The sequence below is a fragment of the Nostoc sp. UHCC 0302 genome (assembly GCF_038096175.1).
Lineage (GTDB): Bacteria > Cyanobacteriota > Cyanobacteriia > Cyanobacteriales > Nostocaceae > UHCC-0302.
This window is the reverse complement of sequence record NZ_CP151099.1, coordinates 485,518-505,033: the sequence shown is the minus strand read 5'-3', so window position 1 is coordinate 505,033 and position 19,516 is coordinate 485,518. Positions and strand designations below refer to the sequence as shown.

Annotated in this window: 16 protein-coding genes; 8 read left to right on the top strand and 8 right to left on the bottom strand. The window is 39.2% G+C overall.

Annotation, left to right across the window (positions count from 1 at the left end):
* Positions 1–5 precede the first annotated feature (5 nt).
* The 3 genes from WKK05_RS02080 to WKK05_RS02070 all read left to right on the top strand — a co-directional run bounded on the left by WKK05_RS02080 (position 6) and on the right by WKK05_RS02070 (position 5,617).
* Positions 6–1,871, top strand: coding sequence for a glycosyltransferase (locus WKK05_RS02080; RefSeq protein ID WP_341528161.1), 1,866 nt, complete (start codon positions 6–8; stop codon positions 1,869–1,871).
* A gap of 162 nt (positions 1,872–2,033) precedes the next feature.
* The gene (glf, locus tag WKK05_RS02075) at positions 2,034–3,818 is read left to right on the top strand and encodes a UDP-galactopyranose mutase (RefSeq protein WP_341528160.1); all 1,785 of its coding nucleotides are present in this window, start codon (positions 2,034–2,036) and stop codon (positions 3,816–3,818) included.
* Positions 3,819–4,765: 947 nt separating this feature from the next.
* Positions 4,766–5,617 carry a DNA/RNA non-specific endonuclease gene (locus WKK05_RS02070; RefSeq protein WP_341528159.1) on the top strand — a complete coding sequence of 284 codons (852 nt, stop codon included), beginning with the start codon at positions 4,766–4,768 and terminating at the stop codon, positions 5,615–5,617.
* A 98-nt stretch (positions 5,618–5,715) separates the two neighbouring features.
* On the opposite strand, the gene WKK05_RS02065 is transcribed toward WKK05_RS02070, so the two are convergent.
* From WKK05_RS02065 to WKK05_RS02050, 4 genes are all read right to left on the bottom strand, one after another.
* On the bottom strand, positions 5,716–6,126 hold the full coding sequence (locus tag WKK05_RS02065) for a nuclease A inhibitor family protein (RefSeq protein ID WP_341528158.1): 411 nt from the start codon (positions 6,124–6,126) through the stop codon (positions 5,716–5,718).
* Positions 6,127–6,257: 131 nt separating this feature from the next.
* On the bottom strand, positions 6,258–8,099 hold the full coding sequence (ftsH3, locus tag WKK05_RS02060; RefSeq protein ID WP_341528157.1) for an ATP-dependent zinc metalloprotease FtsH3: 1,842 nt from the start codon (positions 8,097–8,099) through the stop codon (positions 6,258–6,260).
* A 111-nt stretch (positions 8,100–8,210) separates the two neighbouring features.
* Complete coding sequence (locus WKK05_RS02055) at positions 8,211–9,002, bottom strand: aminotransferase class IV (RefSeq protein WP_341530999.1); 792 nt, start codon at positions 9,000–9,002, stop codon at positions 8,211–8,213.
* Positions 9,003–9,080: 78 nt separating this feature from the next.
* Entirely contained in the window at positions 9,081–9,869 is a 789-nt protein-coding gene (locus WKK05_RS02050) for a hypothetical protein (RefSeq protein ID WP_341528156.1), read from the bottom strand.
* A 436-nt stretch (positions 9,870–10,305) separates the two neighbouring features.
* On the opposite strand from WKK05_RS02050, the gene WKK05_RS02045 reads away from it, so the two are divergent.
* The 3 genes from WKK05_RS02045 to WKK05_RS02035 all read left to right on the top strand — a co-directional run bounded on the left by WKK05_RS02045 (position 10,306) and on the right by WKK05_RS02035 (position 12,663).
* Complete coding sequence (locus tag WKK05_RS02045; protein ID WP_341528155.1) at positions 10,306–10,806, top strand: hypothetical protein; 501 nt, start codon at positions 10,306–10,308, stop codon at positions 10,804–10,806.
* Between the two features lie 92 nt (positions 10,807–10,898).
* Positions 10,899–11,741, top strand: a complete 843-nt coding sequence (locus WKK05_RS02040; RefSeq protein WP_341528154.1) for a hypothetical protein — start codon at positions 10,899–10,901, stop codon at positions 11,739–11,741.
* A complete protein-coding gene (locus WKK05_RS02035; RefSeq protein WP_341528153.1) occupies positions 11,728–12,663 on the top strand; it encodes a hypothetical protein in 936 nt (311 codons plus the stop codon). The genes WKK05_RS02040 and WKK05_RS02035 overlap by 14 nt, the downstream gene beginning before the upstream one ends.
* A 68-nt stretch (positions 12,664–12,731) precedes the next feature.
* On the opposite strand, the gene WKK05_RS02030 is transcribed toward WKK05_RS02035, so the two are convergent.
* The gene (locus WKK05_RS02030; protein ID WP_341528152.1) at positions 12,732–13,958 is read right to left on the bottom strand and encodes an acetate kinase; all 1,227 of its coding nucleotides are present in this window, start codon (positions 13,956–13,958) and stop codon (positions 12,732–12,734) included.
* Between the two features lie 100 nt (positions 13,959–14,058).
* Here WKK05_RS02030 and WKK05_RS02025 point away from each other — a divergent pair, with 100 nt between their 5' ends.
* Entirely contained in the window at positions 14,059–14,430 is a 372-nt protein-coding gene (locus tag WKK05_RS02025; RefSeq protein ID WP_341528151.1) for a hypothetical protein, read from the top strand.
* A gap of 83 nt (positions 14,431–14,513) precedes the next feature.
* Here the strand turns inward: WKK05_RS02025 and WKK05_RS02020 are convergent, their stop codons facing one another.
* Both WKK05_RS02020 and pyk read right to left on the bottom strand, forming a co-directional pair.
* A complete protein-coding gene (locus tag WKK05_RS02020) occupies positions 14,514–15,515 on the bottom strand; it encodes a transaldolase (protein ID WP_341528150.1) in 1,002 nt (333 codons plus the stop codon).
* Positions 15,516–15,673: 158 nt separating this feature from the next.
* Entirely contained in the window at positions 15,674–17,104 is a 1,431-nt protein-coding gene (pyk, locus tag WKK05_RS02015; protein WP_341528149.1) for a pyruvate kinase, read from the bottom strand.
* A gap of 51 nt (positions 17,105–17,155) precedes the next feature.
* Here pyk and WKK05_RS02010 point away from each other — a divergent pair, with 51 nt between their 5' ends.
* Positions 17,156–17,437: a hypothetical protein gene (locus WKK05_RS02010; RefSeq protein ID WP_341528148.1), complete on the top strand. Its 282-nt coding sequence runs from the start codon at positions 17,156–17,158 to the stop codon at positions 17,435–17,437.
* Between the two features lie 388 nt (positions 17,438–17,825).
* On the opposite strand, the gene gap is transcribed toward WKK05_RS02010, so the two are convergent.
* Positions 17,826–18,869, bottom strand: coding sequence for a type I glyceraldehyde-3-phosphate dehydrogenase (gene gap / locus WKK05_RS02005; RefSeq protein ID WP_341528147.1), 1,044 nt, complete (start codon positions 18,867–18,869; stop codon positions 17,826–17,828).
* Positions 18,870–19,516 lie beyond the last annotated feature (647 nt).

The window sequence follows — 19,516 nt, the reverse complement described above, 5'->3', positions numbered from 1 at the left end:
GCCAAATGTCAGATGTTTTGATAAATCCAAATATTGATAATCAAGCTACTCAGACTTATACTAAACTACAAAATATTATTTTGCCCAACTTAGATATTTGTTCTGAAGAAGAGCTTTTCTTAAGAGTGAATTCTAAGTGTATGTTGAACTATCAACAAAATATTGTGGAACTTAGAAAAGGTGGAACTATCAAATTTGATACTTACTTTAATGCTTTGTCAGTTCAAAAATGGAAAAATTATACAGATGTAAAAAATATAAGTATAAATTTACATTTAAAAGGAGCATTTCAAGTTAAGCTCTGGAATATAAATTACTTTTCTGAATCTGCAACATTAGTTAGTCAAAATATTATTGATGCCGACGCTTTATCTGAAGCAAGCGCATTTAAAAATATTGATATACATCAATACAAAGGTTTGTTATATCTTGAAATTGAGGCTTTAGAAAATAATTCTTTTTTTAAAGATGGTTATATTCATACTGGTATAAATAATTTTCAAAAATCAGATTTAAAAATAGCAGTTGTTATGTGTACATACAAGAGAGAAACTTATGTACATAAAAATGTTAAACTTTTAGAAAACCATTTTATAAAGCAAAGAAATTTTATTAATAAATTTGAGTTTTTTATTATTGACAATGGGAGAACTTTAACAAGCTTCAATAATCCTAAAATACATTTAGTATCCAATAAAAATGCTGGTGGCAGTGGTGGATACACTAGAGGAATTTTAGAAGTTCTGAAAAGAAAAAATGAGTTCTCTCACATTATCTTTATGGATGATGATGTTGTTATAGCACCAGAAGTTTTTGAAAGAATTTATAACTTTCAAATGGTTGCTAATGATAATAGGTTATGCATTGGTGGAAGTATGCTAAAGCTAGATACCAAGCATATTCAGCACGAAAATGGCGCTATATGGGATGATGCCATTGTCAGATTAAAACCTGATCTTGATCTCAGAACTGTAAAAAATATTTTGTTTAACGAGATTGAAGAACATATCAGTTACAATGGCTGGTGGTTATTTTGCTTCCCTACAAAAAATATAAATGATTTTAGCTTACCATATCCATTTTTTATCAGAGGCGATGATATAGAATGGCCTATTAGATTAAAACTAAAAATTGTCACTCTCAATGGTATATGCGTGTGGCATGAATCATTTGAAAATAAGTTTTCTCCTATACCCAACTATTATTCCAAAAAGAACGAAATAATTTTAAGTTTACTGTATTCTGACAACTTCAGCAAAATAGATGTAATCAAGCAAATTCTGAGATTTAGTCTTAAAGAGGCATTTTGTTATAGATACAAAAATGCAGAACTTATTTTAAAAGCTTTTAATGATCTCTTACTGGGGCCTGAACATCTTAAATCTATAAATCCTGAAGAGAAAAACTTGGAAATTAGAAATATGGGAGAAAAACTAATGAAAGATTATGAATTACCTTTTTTGAATGATAAGTATGAAAAAAGTCTTACTCAGGTGGAAAATACAATTCATCGAGGGATAAGATTTATTACATTAAATGGGCATCTCTTACCTTCTTTCTTATTCCATAAAGATAATAAGCCAACTGACAACGGATACAAAGTAGTTTCTATGCAGACATACAGGCCTGTTAATGTTTTTAGAGCTAGAAAAGTTTTGTATTATAACCTCGTAAATCAGGAAGGGTTTGCTGTTAAGTTCTCTAGAATAGAATTTTTTAAAGTTTTTGTTAAAACAATACTACTATCTTTAAAGATGTTTTTTAAATTTTCTAATTTAAGAAAAAGCTATAGAGAGACGTTACCAGAACTAACTAATAGAACTTTCTGGGAGAATTATTTAGAAATTAATAAATACTCAGAATTGCAGTAAAAGTACTAAAAAAAGAAGTTCCCCGCATGGGTTTCCTCCGTTGAGCAAACTTATCCTATCGGAGACTAAGGTGTAGCTTGCTTCACCGTAGGGATACGGTAGGCGCAGGGGCAAAGACCAAGGAGAAAGAAAGTTTTATATAACAATTATTTTTAGAAAAAGATGGGACTTAATTGCAGTTTTACTACTTTCACTCCAGATATAGTTTGTTTTTCTAATTGGCGTTGGGATTCTGTTTATCAAAGACTGCAACCTCTTTTAGTCAGCTGTACTCAAGAAAGGCGGGTATTCTTTATCGAGGAACCAATTTTTACCCATGAACAGTTGGGACGGTTAGATGTCAGCGAAGATAAAAATGGAGTTGTGGTTGTTGTACCCTATCTACCACAAAATCTAATTGAGGAGGCTGTAAATGCAGATTTACAAATACTTATCGATGCTTTTTTTACAGAAAATAATATTTCTAAGTATATTTGTTGGTACTGTACACCAGTTGCAATACCTTTTACACGCAACTTGCAACCGCAAGCTATTGTATACGATCGCATGGATGAGTTACCTACTTTCAATAGTTACGAAGAAGAACTTTTCCGCATTGCAGACTTGATATTTATCGGTGAACAAAGCTTTTACAAAAATCATTTACAACAGCACCCGAATATCTATGCGTTTCCGAATAATGTCGATAGCGATCGCATTTGGGCTTCAATGATGAAGTTGATCAACTCTGCTATTGCTGCTCGCAATGATAGAGATAATATTAATTCAAAAGGTGCGATCGCTGCTCAACAAGCACCAAACATCATTATTAGAGATGTTGTATTTGATTACCTAATTGTTGGTGCAGGATTTTCTGGTAGTGTCATTGCTGAACGCTTGGCAAGTCAATCTGGCAAGAGAGTACTGGTAGTTGACAAGCGTAATCACATCGGCGGTAATGCTTACGACCATTATGACGATCATGGCATTCTTGTACATAAATATGGCCCCCACATCTTTCACACAAATTCCCGCGAAATCTTTGAATACCTCTCCCACTTCACTCAATGGCGGGCTTACGAACATCGCGTCCTTACCAGTGTAGATGGGCAACTTGTTCCGATTCCCATCAACCTTGACACCATCAACACACTCTATGGAATGAACCTGAATTCATTTGAGGTGGAAGAGTTTTTCAAATCGCTGGCTGAACCAAAAGAATATATCCGCACCTCAGAAGATGTAGTGGTGAGCAAAGTTGGCCGAAATTTGTATGAAAAGTTCTTCCAAGGTTACACCAAAAAGCAATGGGGACTTGACCCTTCGGAACTGGATAAATCAGTCATCGCTAGGGTTCCTACTCGTACCAACCGTGACAATCGATATTTTACTGATAGTTACCAAGCGATGCCACGGTACGGTTTTACGCGGATGTTCGAGAATATGTTAAATCACCCTAACATTAAGGTAATGCTCAACACTGATTACAGAGAAATTGAGCAGATGATACCTTGCCGCGAGATGGTTTACACCGGGCCGATTGATGAGTTTTTTGATTATCGCTATGGCAAGCTACCTTACCGTTCTATCAATTTCCAGCATGAGACGCACAATATTCCTGTGTTTCAACCAGCGCCAGTCATCAACTATCCCAATGAACATTTATACACCCGTGTCACAGAGTTTAAGTATTTAACTGGACAAGAACACGCCAAAACTAGCATTGTGTATGAGTTTCCCCAAGCAGAGGGCGACCCCTATTACCCTATACCACGTCCTGAAAATAACGAAATTTACCAGAAATACAAAGCGTTGACTGACGCCATGCTAGGAGTGTATTTTGTTGGACGGCTAGCGACTTATAAGTATTACAACATGGATCAATGTGTTGCTCAGGCGCTTTCTACATACCAAAAAATTGCGGTTGGCACTGGACGTAGCGCGATCGCATCTTCAGCATCCCATTGAGATTTATAATTTTGATATTAAAAAACTTCCGTATTGATTAGCCTGAGAGAACTACAGCTAATTTCTAATGGCTTTTGCCAAACAACGATAGTTGTTATGACTGCGTGAACTACTGAAATGAGTAAGCAAACCCCAGTTTAAGAAAGCAATATCTGTAATTGCTTGCTGAATCTACTGAAATAAGTAAGCAAACTCCAGTTTGAGAAAGCAATATCTGTAAATGCTTGCTGAATCTACTGAAATGAGTAAGCAATATCTGTAAATGCTTGCTGAATCTACTGAAATGAGTAAGCAATATCTGTAAATGCTTACTAAATCTTGTGAAATGAGAAAGCAAACCCCAGTTTGAGAAAGCAATATCTGTAATTGGTTATTAAATGAGAGTTTATTGAAATTCCTAATGAAGGAACTTAGTGAAAGTAAGTAAGTCTATGCTAATGTTTCTAGCTATATTAATAAATTTTATGTAGGGTGTGTTGAGACCAATACGGTTCCGATAAGACCAAAAAACTTGTAGAGACGGCGATTTATCGCGTCTTGAAAACCCAAAATTTTGTACGAGTAGCCCTTAACTGAACCGTATTGGTGTTGAGACCCAAAAGCCTTTGTCTGAGAGTTTTAGCTATAAATCCAGCACGCAGACTTTATCAGCGTGAGGGTTTTATTATTCAAGCGCAAACGGAGGAAAGAATCTACATGGAGCATAAAGGATAGAGTGAGAAAAAGTTTTTTGTTGACAGAGTATTAATAATGTTATCTATGATTTTTTATAGGACTTCTTAGATGAGCTATTAACACAAACTCTAGCTTTGACATAAGGTTAACACTTGATTAAAGGATATAAGCGCAGATTTTCCTCAGCAAATTTTCTTTTTGTATTCAGGAATACTTGATATTAATGTGATGAAAATTCAATACTAAGTGCGTAACAAAAACATAATTACGCCATGAAGAAAATCAAATTTTTCAATTTTCTTCTGCCTTTTGCAGCTGTCTTTTTGTTTATACTTCTGCTTGAACATTGGCAAAAACCAGCCCCTGCCCAATCATCTAGCGTTCATTTAACATTGGGGAACCCCAGTGGCGCAACACAAAACACCTCATACCCCAATAATTATTTGTTGAATAAATCTCAGTATGCAGTTTCATACAACAATAGTACTAGAATTCCCAATTGGGTATCCTGGCAATTAAATGGTTACTGGCTAGGAAGCGCACCACGCCAAGATGATTTTCGTCCTGATACCTCACTACCTGCTGCGTGGTATAGAGTAACTAGCTCGGACTATTCTGGTAGCGGATTTGACAGGGGACATATGACAGCTTCCGCTGACAGAACAAGGACAGTTACAGATAACTCTGCAACCTTCCTAATGACAAATATAATTCCACAAGCCCCTGATAATAATCAAGGGCCATGGGCGTCACTAGAAAACTACTGTAGAGACTTAGTAAGTCAAGGAAAAGAACTGTATATTATTTCTGGTGGATACGGCGTTGGTGGGAGCGGCTCGAACGGCTCAGCCAGTACAATTGCTAGTGGGAAAATTCAAGTACCAGCGAGAACTTGGAAAGTCATAGTGGTCTTAGATACACCAGGAACTGGAGTAAATGGTGTAAATACTAGTACACGAGTTATTGCAGTTAATATGCCTAATTCCCAAGGGATTAGAAACAATAGCTGGAGAACATACAGAGTTAGTGTTGATTCAATTGAAGCTAATACAGGTTACAACTTCTTATCTAATGTTTCTTTAAGTACTCAATCTGTAGTTGAGGCTAGAGTTGATAATCAATAAGATTATTTTGACCCCTCCCAACCTCCCCTTGCTAAGGGGAGGAGCCGTTGGCGGTGGGGTTGTTACTATGGATCTTTATACAGAATTGGTATTAATTCTTAGGTTTCAACTACTTTGGTTTCTAATCCAGCTAAGTTACCTTCTTCAGTTTTACCTACAATGTATACATCAATATTTATTGAGCCAATCCGATAAACTTTTATATCAGTGAGATGGCTTTTAATGGTCTCTACAAGTTCTCGATACTTTACCACATTTCGTTTCTGCTGTTCATCATGCCAGTCTTTCTCTTGAATGCAGTTACGAAATAGATAATCTAGTTCAATTGTTTCTATTTGCAAATCTTGAGGATGATTTGTTAATTCTAATATTTTTTTAAAATTTAAATCTTCCTGGGCTGGAATTGACCATATAAAAGGTATGAAGGGATGCTCTGACTCACTTAGCATGAATAAACCGTGAGCAGCTTTTTTGAAAATTATCAGAAGTTCTGAATCTGAATTACTCATTTTTTCAATCCTCCATTGCTTTAGTGATGCAACCATTGCTTAATAATAAGATGACCACGAAAAAAATTAGGGTAATTCTGACAAGTCTCAGAATTACCCTAAATCTAGATTTTAAATTTTAACCAAGTTGGTTAGGCAAACGCGGCGGTTGTTACATCGTTATTTGCCAGAATTTCTTGCAATTCTTCAGCATCTACTGTTTCTTTATCAACCAGCATTTGCGCTAGTTGATCTAGAATGTGGCGGTTTTTAACTAACACTTCTTTAGCGCGTGTATAGGCGATATCCACAAGTTTGCGGACTTCTTCATCAATGGCAGCGGCGGTTTCTTCAGAGAAGTCACGCTCTGACATGATATCGCGACCAAGGAACATATTCCCTTGCTGACGACCGAGGGCAACTGGCCCTAAGCGATCGCTCATGCCAAATCGGGTAATCATTTGTCGTGCCACCCGCGCTACCTGTTGTAGGTCGTTAGAAGCACCAGTAGTAACTTCTTCTTCACCAAAGATAATTTCTTCAGCAAGGCGACCACCCAAAGCTACTGCCATCTGATTTTCTAGATAAGCACGGCTGTACAAACCAGTATCCATCCGGTCTTCACTGGGGGTAAACCAAGTTAAACCACCTGCACGACCGCGAGGAATGATACTAATCTTCTGCACAGGGTCATAGTCGGGCATTAAAGCACCAACTAGGGCGTGACCAGCTTCATGATATGCAACCAAGGTTTTGCGCTTTTCGCTCATTACCCGGTCTTTCTTCTCTGGCCCAGCTAATACGCGATCGATGGCGTCGTTGATTTCATCCATCGAAATTTCGGTTAAATTTCGGCGTGCTGCCAAAATCGCGGCTTCATTTAGTAGGTTGGATAAATCTGCGCCAGTAAATCCAGGGGTACGACGAGCAATTTTATCCAAGTCCACATCTTTGGCTAAAGTCTTGCCACGGGCATGAACTTTCAGGATTTCGCTACGTCCAGCATAGTCGGGACGGTCTACGACAACTTGACGGTCAAAGCGACCAGGACGCAACAATGCTGCGTCTAAAACATCGGGACGGTTGGTAGCGGCAATAATGATGATGCCAGTGTTACCTTCAAAACCGTCCATTTCTGTGAGTAACTGGTTGAGGGTTTGTTCCCGTTCATCGTTACCACCGCCTAAACCTGCACCCCGTTGACGACCTACGGCGTCAATTTCATCGATGAAGACGATACAGGGAGCATTAGATTTAGCTTGCTCAAATAAATCGCGGACGCGGGATGCACCTACACCTACGAACATTTCTACAAATTCTGAGCCAGAGATGGAGAAGAACGGTACGCCTGCTTCACCGGCTACAGCACGTGCTAAGAGGGTTTTACCTGTACCAGGAGGGCCTACTAGCAATACACCTTTAGGAATTTTTGCACCAACAGCGGTAAAGCGATCGGCATTTTTCAAAAAGTCTACGACTTCATTTAATTCCAACTTGGCTTGGTCAATGCCAGCAACATCACCAAATGTCACCTGAGTTTGTGGTTCCATTTGTACCCTGGCTTTGGACTTACCAAAGTTCATGGCTTGGCTACCTGGGCCACTTTGCGCGCGGCGTAGCAAGAAAAATAAGCCAACCAAAAGTAATACAGGGAAAAATAAGCTGCTGAGTGCCTTAAACCAAAATCCTTCGTCGGTTTGAGGCAATACATTAATATCAATACCTTTGGCAGACAGAGTATTGATTAAATCTGGGTCGTTGACTAAGGTTACCAGCTTTTTATTAGGGTCATATTTAGGTGTGACCAGCGCTGTAGACCGATCTGCACTCAAACTGACTTTTTCAACTCTGTCTTTTTCAACTTCTTGAATAAACTGACTGTACCGCCATGTTTCTCTGCTTTGAGGTTGTTTATCAAAGAATGCTGTTCCAAGTGCAATGACAACAATAAACAGCAATGCGTACAGCCCCGCGTTTCTCCATCGTTTATTCACCGAGGTCTATCCTCCTGTATTTTTTTTCCGTTCTCGTAGCGTCTCTTATAGGAGAGGGCATTATTAGAATTATGTTAACTTATCTTAAGGTATAACAAAATGGCGTTCCTGTCATGCTAGAAATAGTTCCCTAAGTTGCTGAAAACTGGGATGGTAAGGATTATATTGTAACGACCCAGAGGGCTGGCAAACAGTATGAATGGGGATAATCTCTACCACACTATTAGTGTAGGCGATCGCTTCAAAGCCCTGAACTAACTCCGCAGTCCAAGGTTGCTCTCGTACCGCCTGCTGCTGGTGTTGTAGCCAATTTATAAGTTGGAATCGCAAAATTCCTGGCAAAATTCCCGCGCTCAAAGGTGGTGTCCACCAACTGCCATCACACCATCCCCAGAGGTTACCTGTACTAGTTTCCAGCCAATTACCTGCAATATCCACTAAAATCGCTTCTTGGGCATCTAAAGGTTGGATATTTGTTTTTGCCAACCAAGCGCTCAAGTAGTTTCCAGTTTTATGAGCGGGAAGAGAGCGGTAAAATTCTGGTTGGGCGATAGCGCAAGCTACACCATTTTTTTGTCTTTCTGTTAAATCCTGCGGTAAAAATCTGCCAGTTATCCATTCTCGCCCATCAGGAAAAAGAGTGATTCTGAGAACCGGGAAGTTTAGCAGGATGATTTCTGCACCTTGACGCACACGGTTCCAGTTTGGTTGCTGCCAGCCAAAAGTTTGTAGTGAAAAAAGTAGGCGATCGCAATGAACCTGCCAGTTAGTTAACCTACTATCGAGCGAGTTATCATAAACCCGCAGTGTTGTAAAAACAGTAGCTCCATAAAGTAACCCCGGATCGTTAATGTCTAACTCTAGGGTTTGAGACTCAACTAATGTGCCGTTATACCAATAAATAACACTAACCTCAATGGAAGTAGGGGGTAAAAAGGAGAATAACTCTTGACTCTTGACTTTTGACTTTTGACTAATTTCTCAATCTTTAGGCGGAAATATAATTTTTTGGTTACCTTCAGGAGTTGTAACTACCTTACCTCCCAAAGATTCGATTTTAGCAATTACCCTTTTCCGAGTTTTATCATCAATTGGATTATTTAATACTATTGACCAAGTAGCAATTTGAGCGTACTTACTCTGAGGATTCCGACTGAGAAATTCAACTGTTTTTTGAGAAGTGAAAGCTATATTCCTACTCTCTTCATCTGGAAAGATACTAGCCCAGTTTGCCGCCATTCCAAAAGATTGCTCAGCAGCTTGAGAATCGCCTAAAAATAATAACTCATCAACGCCTTTATAACGCCATGCATAATATGATTTTTCTGGGACTAAGGGAGATAGAAATTTTAACCCTTTGTTCATCATTGCAATAGACCTTTCTGGCATGGCAGCATATAACGAAGTACTTGTAGAAAGGCTCAGATAAGCCGCTAAAAATCGCGGGTCGCGTTCTAAAATAACTTCAAAATATTCTGGACTTAAACTATAACCTGTTTTGTCACGTACTTCATCATCACCGAAATATTGTAAAAAGCTAAGATATACCCAATCTCCGATTAAATTATCATAACCAAAGCTGGGTATTTTTTTCAAGAAATTAAGACGAATATTTTCTGATTTGATATCTTTTTCTAAAGTCTCTAAGGAAGCAGCTTGTTTGCTATTTAGCAGTTTTTGTAGTCGGGGAAATTGAATTAAGCCAACTCCTAAGATGCACACACAGACTACAAAAGGTGTAGCAATGGCTTTTCGAGATATCAACAACATATTTTTTTCGAGCTATCTAAGCAGAGCCAACTATTTGTATATATAGTGGCATAGAAAAAGCAAATTACTGAGGCTATCATCTATATTAAAAGCACTTATGTAGTTGACTGTCTAGAAGTGCTGTAAAGGGCGCACAGCAAGCTAAGCTACGCGATCGCAAACTTTCATCTAAGCATTATTAATTTTAAAAAGTAATAAAATATACAAAGAAAACAATGACTCAGGAAAAAGCAAAGTATTTCTTGGTTGCCAATGCCTTAATAGTGAGATAAGTTTAGCTTTTAGAAATCGTAATTTTATTTTTTCTACAAGGAAATTATCAAATGATTAAGTTCTTTTGACTTTAGTTACTTTTATTAAGTAAAAGCATTGAACCTTTCAAGATGATATAAAATTAGATTTTGTTTGGCTTTAAACCTGTCACAACCGCAAGATCATGGTAAATAATACTGTTAACGACAATACAGAAACTTATACTCAAGCCAGCGAAAACAATGGGCAAATTAGCAAGCCAAGTGTTGAGTTTAAAATAAAAGTCAAGAAGTTGAGTGCTAAAAAAGACGACTTTAGCATTGACGATATTATTGATACTATTCAAACAGCGATCGCTGAAGTTGTCGAGTTAGAAATTACTACTTGGGTTCCAGAGTCATCTACTCTGTTAGAAAACCCAGGACAAAGACAAATTGCTCAACCAGGAAATAGAATACATACCGTAATCAATCTGATCGATGGCGACATTATAAATGAAGTTGGTAATCAATTTGTTGGTAGTGGCCCTTATGCAGAACTGCGCGAATTTCATTTAACTCAAGTTAAAGACAGTCGCGAGATTATGCAAAAGAATATAGAAAGCTTACAGAAGTTGTATGCATTTTTTATAGAAATTCTTAAATCTCGTAAAACGTCACAACAATCGACTTCTCGGATACTTTAAGTATTTATAAATCGTCAAATTAAAAACACCTACAGCAACACCTCTAGACCTGTAGGTTAATTAACTTTAGATAAATTAAGGGAATTATTACTATGGCTAATAATATTCAACAGCAAGCCAGAGATTTGCTAGAGAAACTAGTCTCATCTGTAAATGGATTAGTTGATGATATTACAGCTTTAGAAGTGAACACGATGGTTGTTGAGCAAATTACTGGCGCAAAGTTTAATGCTTGGCAAGCATATCAAGAGATTTATTCAATAAATGACAAAGACTACTTTAATGCCAAAGGAATTCCAAATCCAGAGGATTTAACAGAACCAGAAAAAACTCAAGCTCAAGAATTACGCAAGCGTTATACAAGTTTATTTACACAGCTAGAAAGAGAATATTTTTACATTCTACTTGAGCAAAGTGCTGAAACTGGTGAGCCAGACCCCAGGGTAATACAATATCAAGAGCGTCTTAAATATGAAGCAGAACATAGAGCAAATATTGTTGAAACTGATGGTGTTTATATAAAGTTAGCTCGACCAATACTGCCTGCTCCTACTCCTGTTCCAGATGAAGAAGATAATAGCAATCTCAAAAACATGAGGGATAAATGGCGAGAAATTGATAATCTTTTGAATAATGATAAATTTATTCGTACTCTGCGAAAAATGTCTGAACTTAAAGCTGCGCTTGATGGTGGAAACATTAAAAGCGTAGATATTGATATTATTTATGCTCAAACTGTTTTGCAGTTAGATGGAGATATTATCAGTCGTTACCATAAAAATTTATTTCAATTATCTGAAGGCGATAGAGATTTAATCTTAAAAATACACAACGAAGGAATAGTTGCTGGAGAGAAACAGTGGCGCGGAACACTAGATTTTCTGATTGGTATTGTACAAAGTATCGCAAGATTATCCAAAAATGGAAGCTTATAAAACACAAACAGATAATCAATCTGAAGTTCAACTATCTTTGTTTCTGCAAATACCTCAAAACACTCCTGTTCAACTCGAATTTAAAGTTGAGCCTGCACAGTATAGTTTTTATCTAAATAAGGCACTTTTACAACAAATTGAGCAAGGGCGAGAAATAGACTGCTCTCTATACATTCCGCCAAAACTACTAGCTTACCTTTGGTACTACACTTGCTTCAGCGATAATACTGTACCATCGAAAAAATTGGTAATTTCTAAAAAAAGTTTTAATATATTTGACGATACTTTTATAGTAAATTTTATTAATTTATTGTGGAGTAAATTATTACAAAACAAATCAAAAAATAAATCGAGATTGCAGTATGGACTCACCTTTAATTTTTATTATAAAGAGAATGCATCACCTTTATATTTTTGGAAAGATCAAGATATTGTTTTACAAAGCAATATCTTATTTTATGGTGATATAATTCATAAAATTAGGAGTGATTTTATCCAAAATCCTGATTGTTTGAATATTGTTTCCGTACATTATTGGCTAGTTGAACAAATACTAAACTCTCTTCGGACTAAATTAAACCTATTAGCTTGGGAGCTAGCCTCACTATTGCCTGGTACTTTTTTAGCTTTGAAATTACATTTTACAATTTCATTATCAATAATTGCTGGGCTATTGATATCTTTTATATTTGCTACTATCCGCTATTTGCTTGTTAATCAAATTTCTAGATGGACTACTATAAGTTCTCAATATCGAAATTGGCTGGCGTGGGGAGTCACTTGTCTCACCTCTAGTATTTTTAGTCCCAGAAATTTATTAATTTTACTATTTTTGTCATTAGTTGGGCCACTATTGCAATGGTTTTTTAGGTTTGTACTAGGGCGAATTGGTAAAGCTTTTATACGTTGGTTACTGTCTTGATAAAAAATATAGACGTTGCAATGCAACGTCTATACAGTGTGAATTGTATGAGATTAAATCTGATATTCTTAATTCCTAATTGCTTTTAATAAATGCCAACATTGTTGAGCGATCGCCCAATCTTCTTGAGTATGTATAACTAACACTCGCACTGTTGACTCAGACGTGGCAATATCCTGATCAACAGGCTGCTGCTGATTTTTCTGGGGGTCAATTTTCAACCCCAAAAATCCAAAGTTATCACAGGCTGCTTGGCGAATCCCCGCAGAGTGTTCGCCTACGCCTGCGGTGAACACCAAAACATCTAATCCCCCTAGACTAGCAAGCATTGCACCAATCCCAGACCGCAAGCGATGTATGTACATATCCCAAGCGAGTTGAGCGCGGTAATTGCCTTGAGCGATCGCTTCGGTTACTTGGGGTAAATCGCTGGATATTCCCGAAATTCCTCGTAAGCCAGAAGCTTTATTTAGTACGTAATCTAATCTTTCGGCTGAGTAATTGGATTGCCGCAACAGGTAAATCAAAATTCCTGGATCAACTGAACCAGAACGACTACCCATCATCAATCCATCCAGGGGAGTAAATCCCATCGTGGTATCAATACTGCGACCGTTTTTAATTGCTGTCAAAGAGCAACCGTTACCCAAATGGCAGTTAATTATCCGCAGCGATGCTAAATCTCGATCTAGGATTTGGGCAGCACGTTGAGAACAATATTGGTGACTGATGCCATGAAATCCATAACGACGGATACCTTGCTCTACCCACTCATAAGGGCCAGGATAGATTGCCGCTGCATCGGGTAAAGTGGCATGAAATCCAGTATCAAATACTGCTACCTGTCTGACATCTCCCAAGCTTTTCTCAATCGCTTCTATGCCTTCTAATGCAGCTGGATTATGTGCTGGAGCTAAATTAGAAATACGAGCGATCGCCTTTTTTACATCCTCATTAATTACCACACTCTCTCGGTAATCTTGCCCACCATGTACTACACGATGCCCGACTACATCGATTTCTGACAATTGACCAATTACCTTCGTAGCACCGCGACTGAGAGTATAGAGCATATAGGCGACGTGTGCTTGTCGGGAATCGCCATAAATTTCTTCTTGCAGCGTTTCGCCTGTAGCTGTTTTTACTTGAATTTCTGCTACACCGCGGTCTTGAGTCCAGTTAACTTTCCCTTCCCAAAGAGGTTGAGGTGCTTGATTAGGAAAAGCCTCATCTTTTATCTCATATAAACAACTTTTTTGGCTGCTTGAGCCAGCATTTAATACGAGTATTTTCATGACTTTAGTCACTTTTAAATTTTTTCAATTTATGGGTTCTATCGTTATCTAAATGAAAAGTGTTTAATAAATTTAGCGAATATCCAGTGTAGGTAGAAAAATGAAAAGTTTCAAGAAACTATCCTCAATAGTGGTATTGCTATTTGCTTTCGCTTATCCGCCCTTGTTAGCTGAAGCAAAGGCTAGTTCTGTGAGTAGCACTCTCAATGAACAAAATGTTGCCACAGAAACAAACTTAGTTGAAGGTCAAACCGGAGAGCTATTGATTGCTCAAAGGCGTTATAGATCCCGTGGTTATTATGGACGCCCACGCTATAGATCACGTGGTTACTATGGACGCCCACGTTATAGATCACGTGGTTATTATGGACGCCCACGCTATAGATCACGTGGCTATTATGGACGCCCACGCTATAGACCGGATGGCTATTATAGACGACCATATAGATCAGGAATCTATATCCGACTGTAGTGAAAACCTCTAAAGCAACTTCAAGATATTTGCAACGAATAAATTGGCTGTAGGGGCATACATTTGTATACCCCTACCCAATCTTAATGACTAGCTACTACTCCTTCAAGGCGAGTCAGTCTCTCTGCAAGAAGTTTTTCTAAGTCTTCTAGCGCTTTGGTAAACCCTTTAATACCTTCATCTAGTTTGTCAAATGCCATGCGGTCAGCGGCGTGCAACTGAGCAAAGATATCTTTGTCAATAGATATCTTTTCAATTTCTAAATTTGCTACCTTAGCGGGGTCAAGTTTGCGTGGCAATTCCCCAACTGTTGCTTGTAATTCTCCCAAAAGCGAGGGAGAAATTGTCAACAAATCACTACCTGCAAGTTCGGTAATTTCGCCAAGGTTACGGAAACTAGCTCCCATAACTTCGGTTTTGTAGCCGAATTTTTTGTAGTAGTTGTAGATTTTGGTAACAGATACAACTCCTGGATCTTCATTTGCTGGGTAGCTATCGCGTCCGGTATCTTTCTTGTACCAGTCGAGAATCCGGCCGACGAAGGGAGAAATTAGGGTAACGCCAGCTTCAGCGCAGGCGATCGCTTGATGCAAACCAAACAATAAAGTCAGGTTACAGTGGATACCTTCTTTTTCGAGAATTTCCGCAGCGCGAATCCCTTCCCAAGTGGAGGCAATTTTGATTAGGACACGATTGCGATCAACTCCAGCCGCTTTATACTGGGCAATCAATTCTCTAGCTTTGGTAACAGTAGCTTCTGTATCGTAGGATAAGCGAGCATCAACTTCTGTAGATACGCGACCGGGGATGATTTGCAGAATCTTGAGTCCAAAGGCAACAGCCAGACGGTCAAAAGCCAAAGAAACTATCTGTGCTTGACTTGCTCCTGCTCCCGCATCTTTCTTGGCTTGGAGTAAAGTCTGATCGACAATTTCCTGATATTCTGGCATTTGCGCCGCGGCAGTAATCAGGGAGGGATTGGTGGTAGCGTCTTGGGGTTTGAACTTTTCAATCGCCTGGATATCCCCTGTATCCGCGACCACAACAGTCATTTTTCTCAGTTGTTCCAGTAAACTCTTAGGCATAAAATACTCCGTGATGGATGTTTGTTTAGGACTTACTTACTTAAATTCCCTTGTTCTTTACACTTTCTACTGTTCTTTCAATTCTGATTCTGGCAATTTTTCTTCATGATTGCCTAATTCTGTTTAATATCCATAGCCACAGACCTATTTTATGTGGCTTATGCCGAAATTGGCTGTCCAATGGAATGCACTTTGATTAAACTAGTTGTTCCTGATTTACCAATTGGAACACCAGAGGTAATCACTACCTTATCACCCTTACTCGCCAAACCCTTGTCTACAACTGTGTTCACTACATTTGTAAACATTTCTTCAGCATTATGAACTGGTGGAATCAGTAAAGGTTCCACACCCCAGGAAAGGGCTAGTTGACGGTAAGCAGTGGGGTCAGGGGTCAGTGCAATAATTGGGGTAGTGGGTCGATATTTAGACACCAGTTGTGCGGTACTGCCGGAGGACGTGTTACAAAGAATTGCCCGTGAGCCTGTTTCGTAGGCAATACGACATACTGCTTCTGCGACAGATTCTGTCACGCTCAACGAGCCTGCCTCATGACACCAAGAATGTCTACTACCCTCTTGCAACACCTGTTCTGTTCGGAGGGCGATATTGTGCATCATCTGCACTGCTGCGATCGGATATTGTCCCACAGCTGTCTCGCCAGAGAGCATCACCGCGTCTGTACCATCCAAGATGGAGTTAGCAACATCGGTAGCCTCAGCACGGGTGGGATCAGGAGCGCTAATCATCGATTCCAGCATTTGCGTAGCTGTAATCACTGGCTTACCAGCATGGTTGCAACGGCGAATAATGTCTTTTTGAATCAGAGGGACTTCGTGAATCGGTACTTCCACTCCCAAATCGCCACGGGCAATCATAATTCCATCAGCAACTTTCAGGATGGAATCAAGCTGTTCTAATGCTTCGGCTCTTTCGATTTTGGCAATCAAGCGAATTGAAGCCCCCGCAGATTCAATCATCCGCCGCGCAGGTTCTAAATCTTGTGCCGATCGCACAAAGGAAATAGCCACCCAATCGACGCCCAACTGAATCCCAAAGCGCAAATCTAGTAAATCTTTTTCGGTGATGGAACTCACGGGTAAAGGAGTTTCTGGAAGGTTTACCCCTTTGTGTGTCGAAATTAACCCGCCAATTTTTACGTGGGCGCGGATGTGATCGGCATCGCGATCGGTAACGATTAACTTGACGCGACCATCATTAATCAAAATCGGTTCGCCTGGACGCACCATTGCAAACAAAGTTGGCAATGGTAAAGGTAGTTCATCGAGACTATTGCCTTCTTCTTGTAAGACAAAGGTAACTTCACTCCCTGCTTCTGCATTTAGCCCTTCTGGTGGTAAAGTACCTAAGCGAATCTTCGGCCCACACAGGTCTTGCATAATTGCAATCGGCTTTTGTTGCTCAGTACTAATCTGTCTGAGATACTGAGCTGTTTGGGCATGGAATTCATAAGCCCCGTGGGAAAAGTTCAGTCGAGCTACATTCATACCAGCCTCTACTAAGGCTTGTAGCCTTGAGGGTGCAGATGTAGCAGGGCCAACAGTACAAATAATTTTAGTTCGACGCATAGGGATTAAGGGTTGAGGAATAGCCTGGGGTTTTAGCCAAGTTTTGTCAAAATGGTCATGGATAATCTTGCAAGTTGTATTCTTTTGAGCTTGGAACTCGGAGTTTTGAGCTTGGAACTCAGAACTTTGAGTTTGGAACTCGGAATTTCAAGTTTGGAACTCGGAACTTCGAGATTGGAACTCGGAACTTCGAGTTTAGAACTCGGAATTTCAAGTTTGGAACTCGGAACTTCGAGATTGGAACTCGGAACTTCAAGTTTGGAACTCGAAATTTCGAGATTGGAACTCGGAACTTCGAGTTTAGAACTTAAAATTTTTAAAATTCCTCTATAAAAGAAGAGTTAGATTTAACTCTTTCACTTAATACAACTTCGCTTTTATCGAGCTACAGATGCGTCGTAAGGACATAATGTAGTCAAATTTGAGAGAATTGGTATAACTCACTTTGACAAGACGAGTTTTAACCCCATTACCTGCGACTAAGACACCTAAAACGATTATGCAGGTGTCCAAATTCGCACGTGTTTAATATCACTCCTGCGCTGTCTAAAAGTACTTTTTATTAAGTCACATTGGGTACGTAATATTTACCCTAAATCCCAAAATTGCCTAGTCAAGAGTAGAGACGCGATTAATGAGCCAGCGCGTTGTGGGGGTTCCCCCCGTTGTAGCGACTGGCGTCGCGTCTGTACAGGAGTCAAAAGTCAATGACTAATTATCATCAAACCACAGCAGCTGGTGAAGCGAGTTGTTCCTTTTGTGCCATCGACAACATTAGGTCTATCACACGGTTAGAGTAGCCCCACTCGTTGTCATACCAAGCAACCACTTTGAAAAAGTTAGAATTCAACTCAATACCAGCACCTGCATCGAAGATACTGGAGTGAGTATCGCCCTGAAAATCTGTAGATACTACTTCTTCATCTGTGTAGCCCAGGATTCCTGCAAGTGAACCTTCAGCAGCTTCCTTCATCGCAGCACAAATTTCTTGATAACTGGTGGCTTTGGCTGTTTTGAAGGTTAAATCAACCACGGAGACATCAGGAGTTGGAACTCGGAATGCCATCCCAGTTAACTTGCCTTTCAATTCTGGTAAAACCAGCGCTACGGCTTTAGCTGCGCCTGTAGAGGAAGGAATAATATTTTGGGCCGCACCCCGACCGCCCCGCCAATCTTTCTTGCTAGGGCCATCTACAGTTGGTTGAGTAGCAGTCATAGCGTGAACTGTAGTCATTAACCCTTCGGTTAACCCAAAGTTATCATTAATAACTTTAGCTATGGGAGCTAGACAGTTTGTTGTACAGCTAGCATTAGAAACAATCGTATCTTTGCTAGGGTCAAATAAGTGATGATTGACACCAATCAGCAAAGTAGGAACTTTATCTGGATCTTTGGTAGGAGCGGAAATTACAACTCTCTTTGCACCAGCCTTGAGGTGATTTGTTGCCCCTTCCTGCCCTGTGAACAGTCCCGTAGATTCAACTACATAATCTACACCCAATTGTCCCCAAGGCAGTTCTGCCGGATTCCTTACTGATACGCAAGGAATGAAATGCCCATCAATAACGATACCGTCTTCCTTGGCTTCAACCTTGCTTTTCAATTGACCGTGGGTTGAATCATATTTAAATAAATAAGCAAGGTTATCTGGTGGTACTAGGTCATTAATACCCACGAATTCAATATTGGGGTTATCGATGCCAGCCCGTAATACAAGTCGCCCGATCCGACCGAAACCATTGATAGCAACTTTCAATTTAGCCAAGATTAAACCTCCTGTTGTGAGAAGTTGAACAAAAGGAGAAAGTCCCAAGTCAAAAGAAATCGCCTTTTACTCTTTACTTTCTGATCCTGACAGCCTCAGCTAGCTAAAGCATATTTACTTGGCATATTTTAAGGTTTGAGTCATAACTGATGGTTGACTCATTTTTCCAATGGTTCATCAAGGAAAGAAACCTGAATGTTTTGCTTCCTACGGCTTCGTAGATGTGACAGACTATGAGTATTCATGCTGTATAAGTTGCTTAACAGTTAGTAGTTTCTGGTTTTCAGCAAAATTGTATGACTACTGGCACTTCTATGATTAAGCTATACTGTTCAAGCCTTAAATTAAAGATTAGCAACAGATATATTACTAATTCTGTAGCCAAGTTATCAATTAGTAACAAATATAGCGATTATTATACCAATTAGAAAAAAGAATGCCGAGTAATACGCAGTAAGGAGATGTAGTTGTATATTGTATGGGTGGGTAATACCCGAATTGCAAATTGAGCTAAAAGCCTGCGAGTATAAATAATTTTACTATCACTAACCAAAATGCATAATGCATTGTGCTGTGTCTACAGCGCTTCCGGCTATTATGCAATATAGTTTTCTCCTTGCCCCTCTCCTATCATCGCTTTCAGCTTT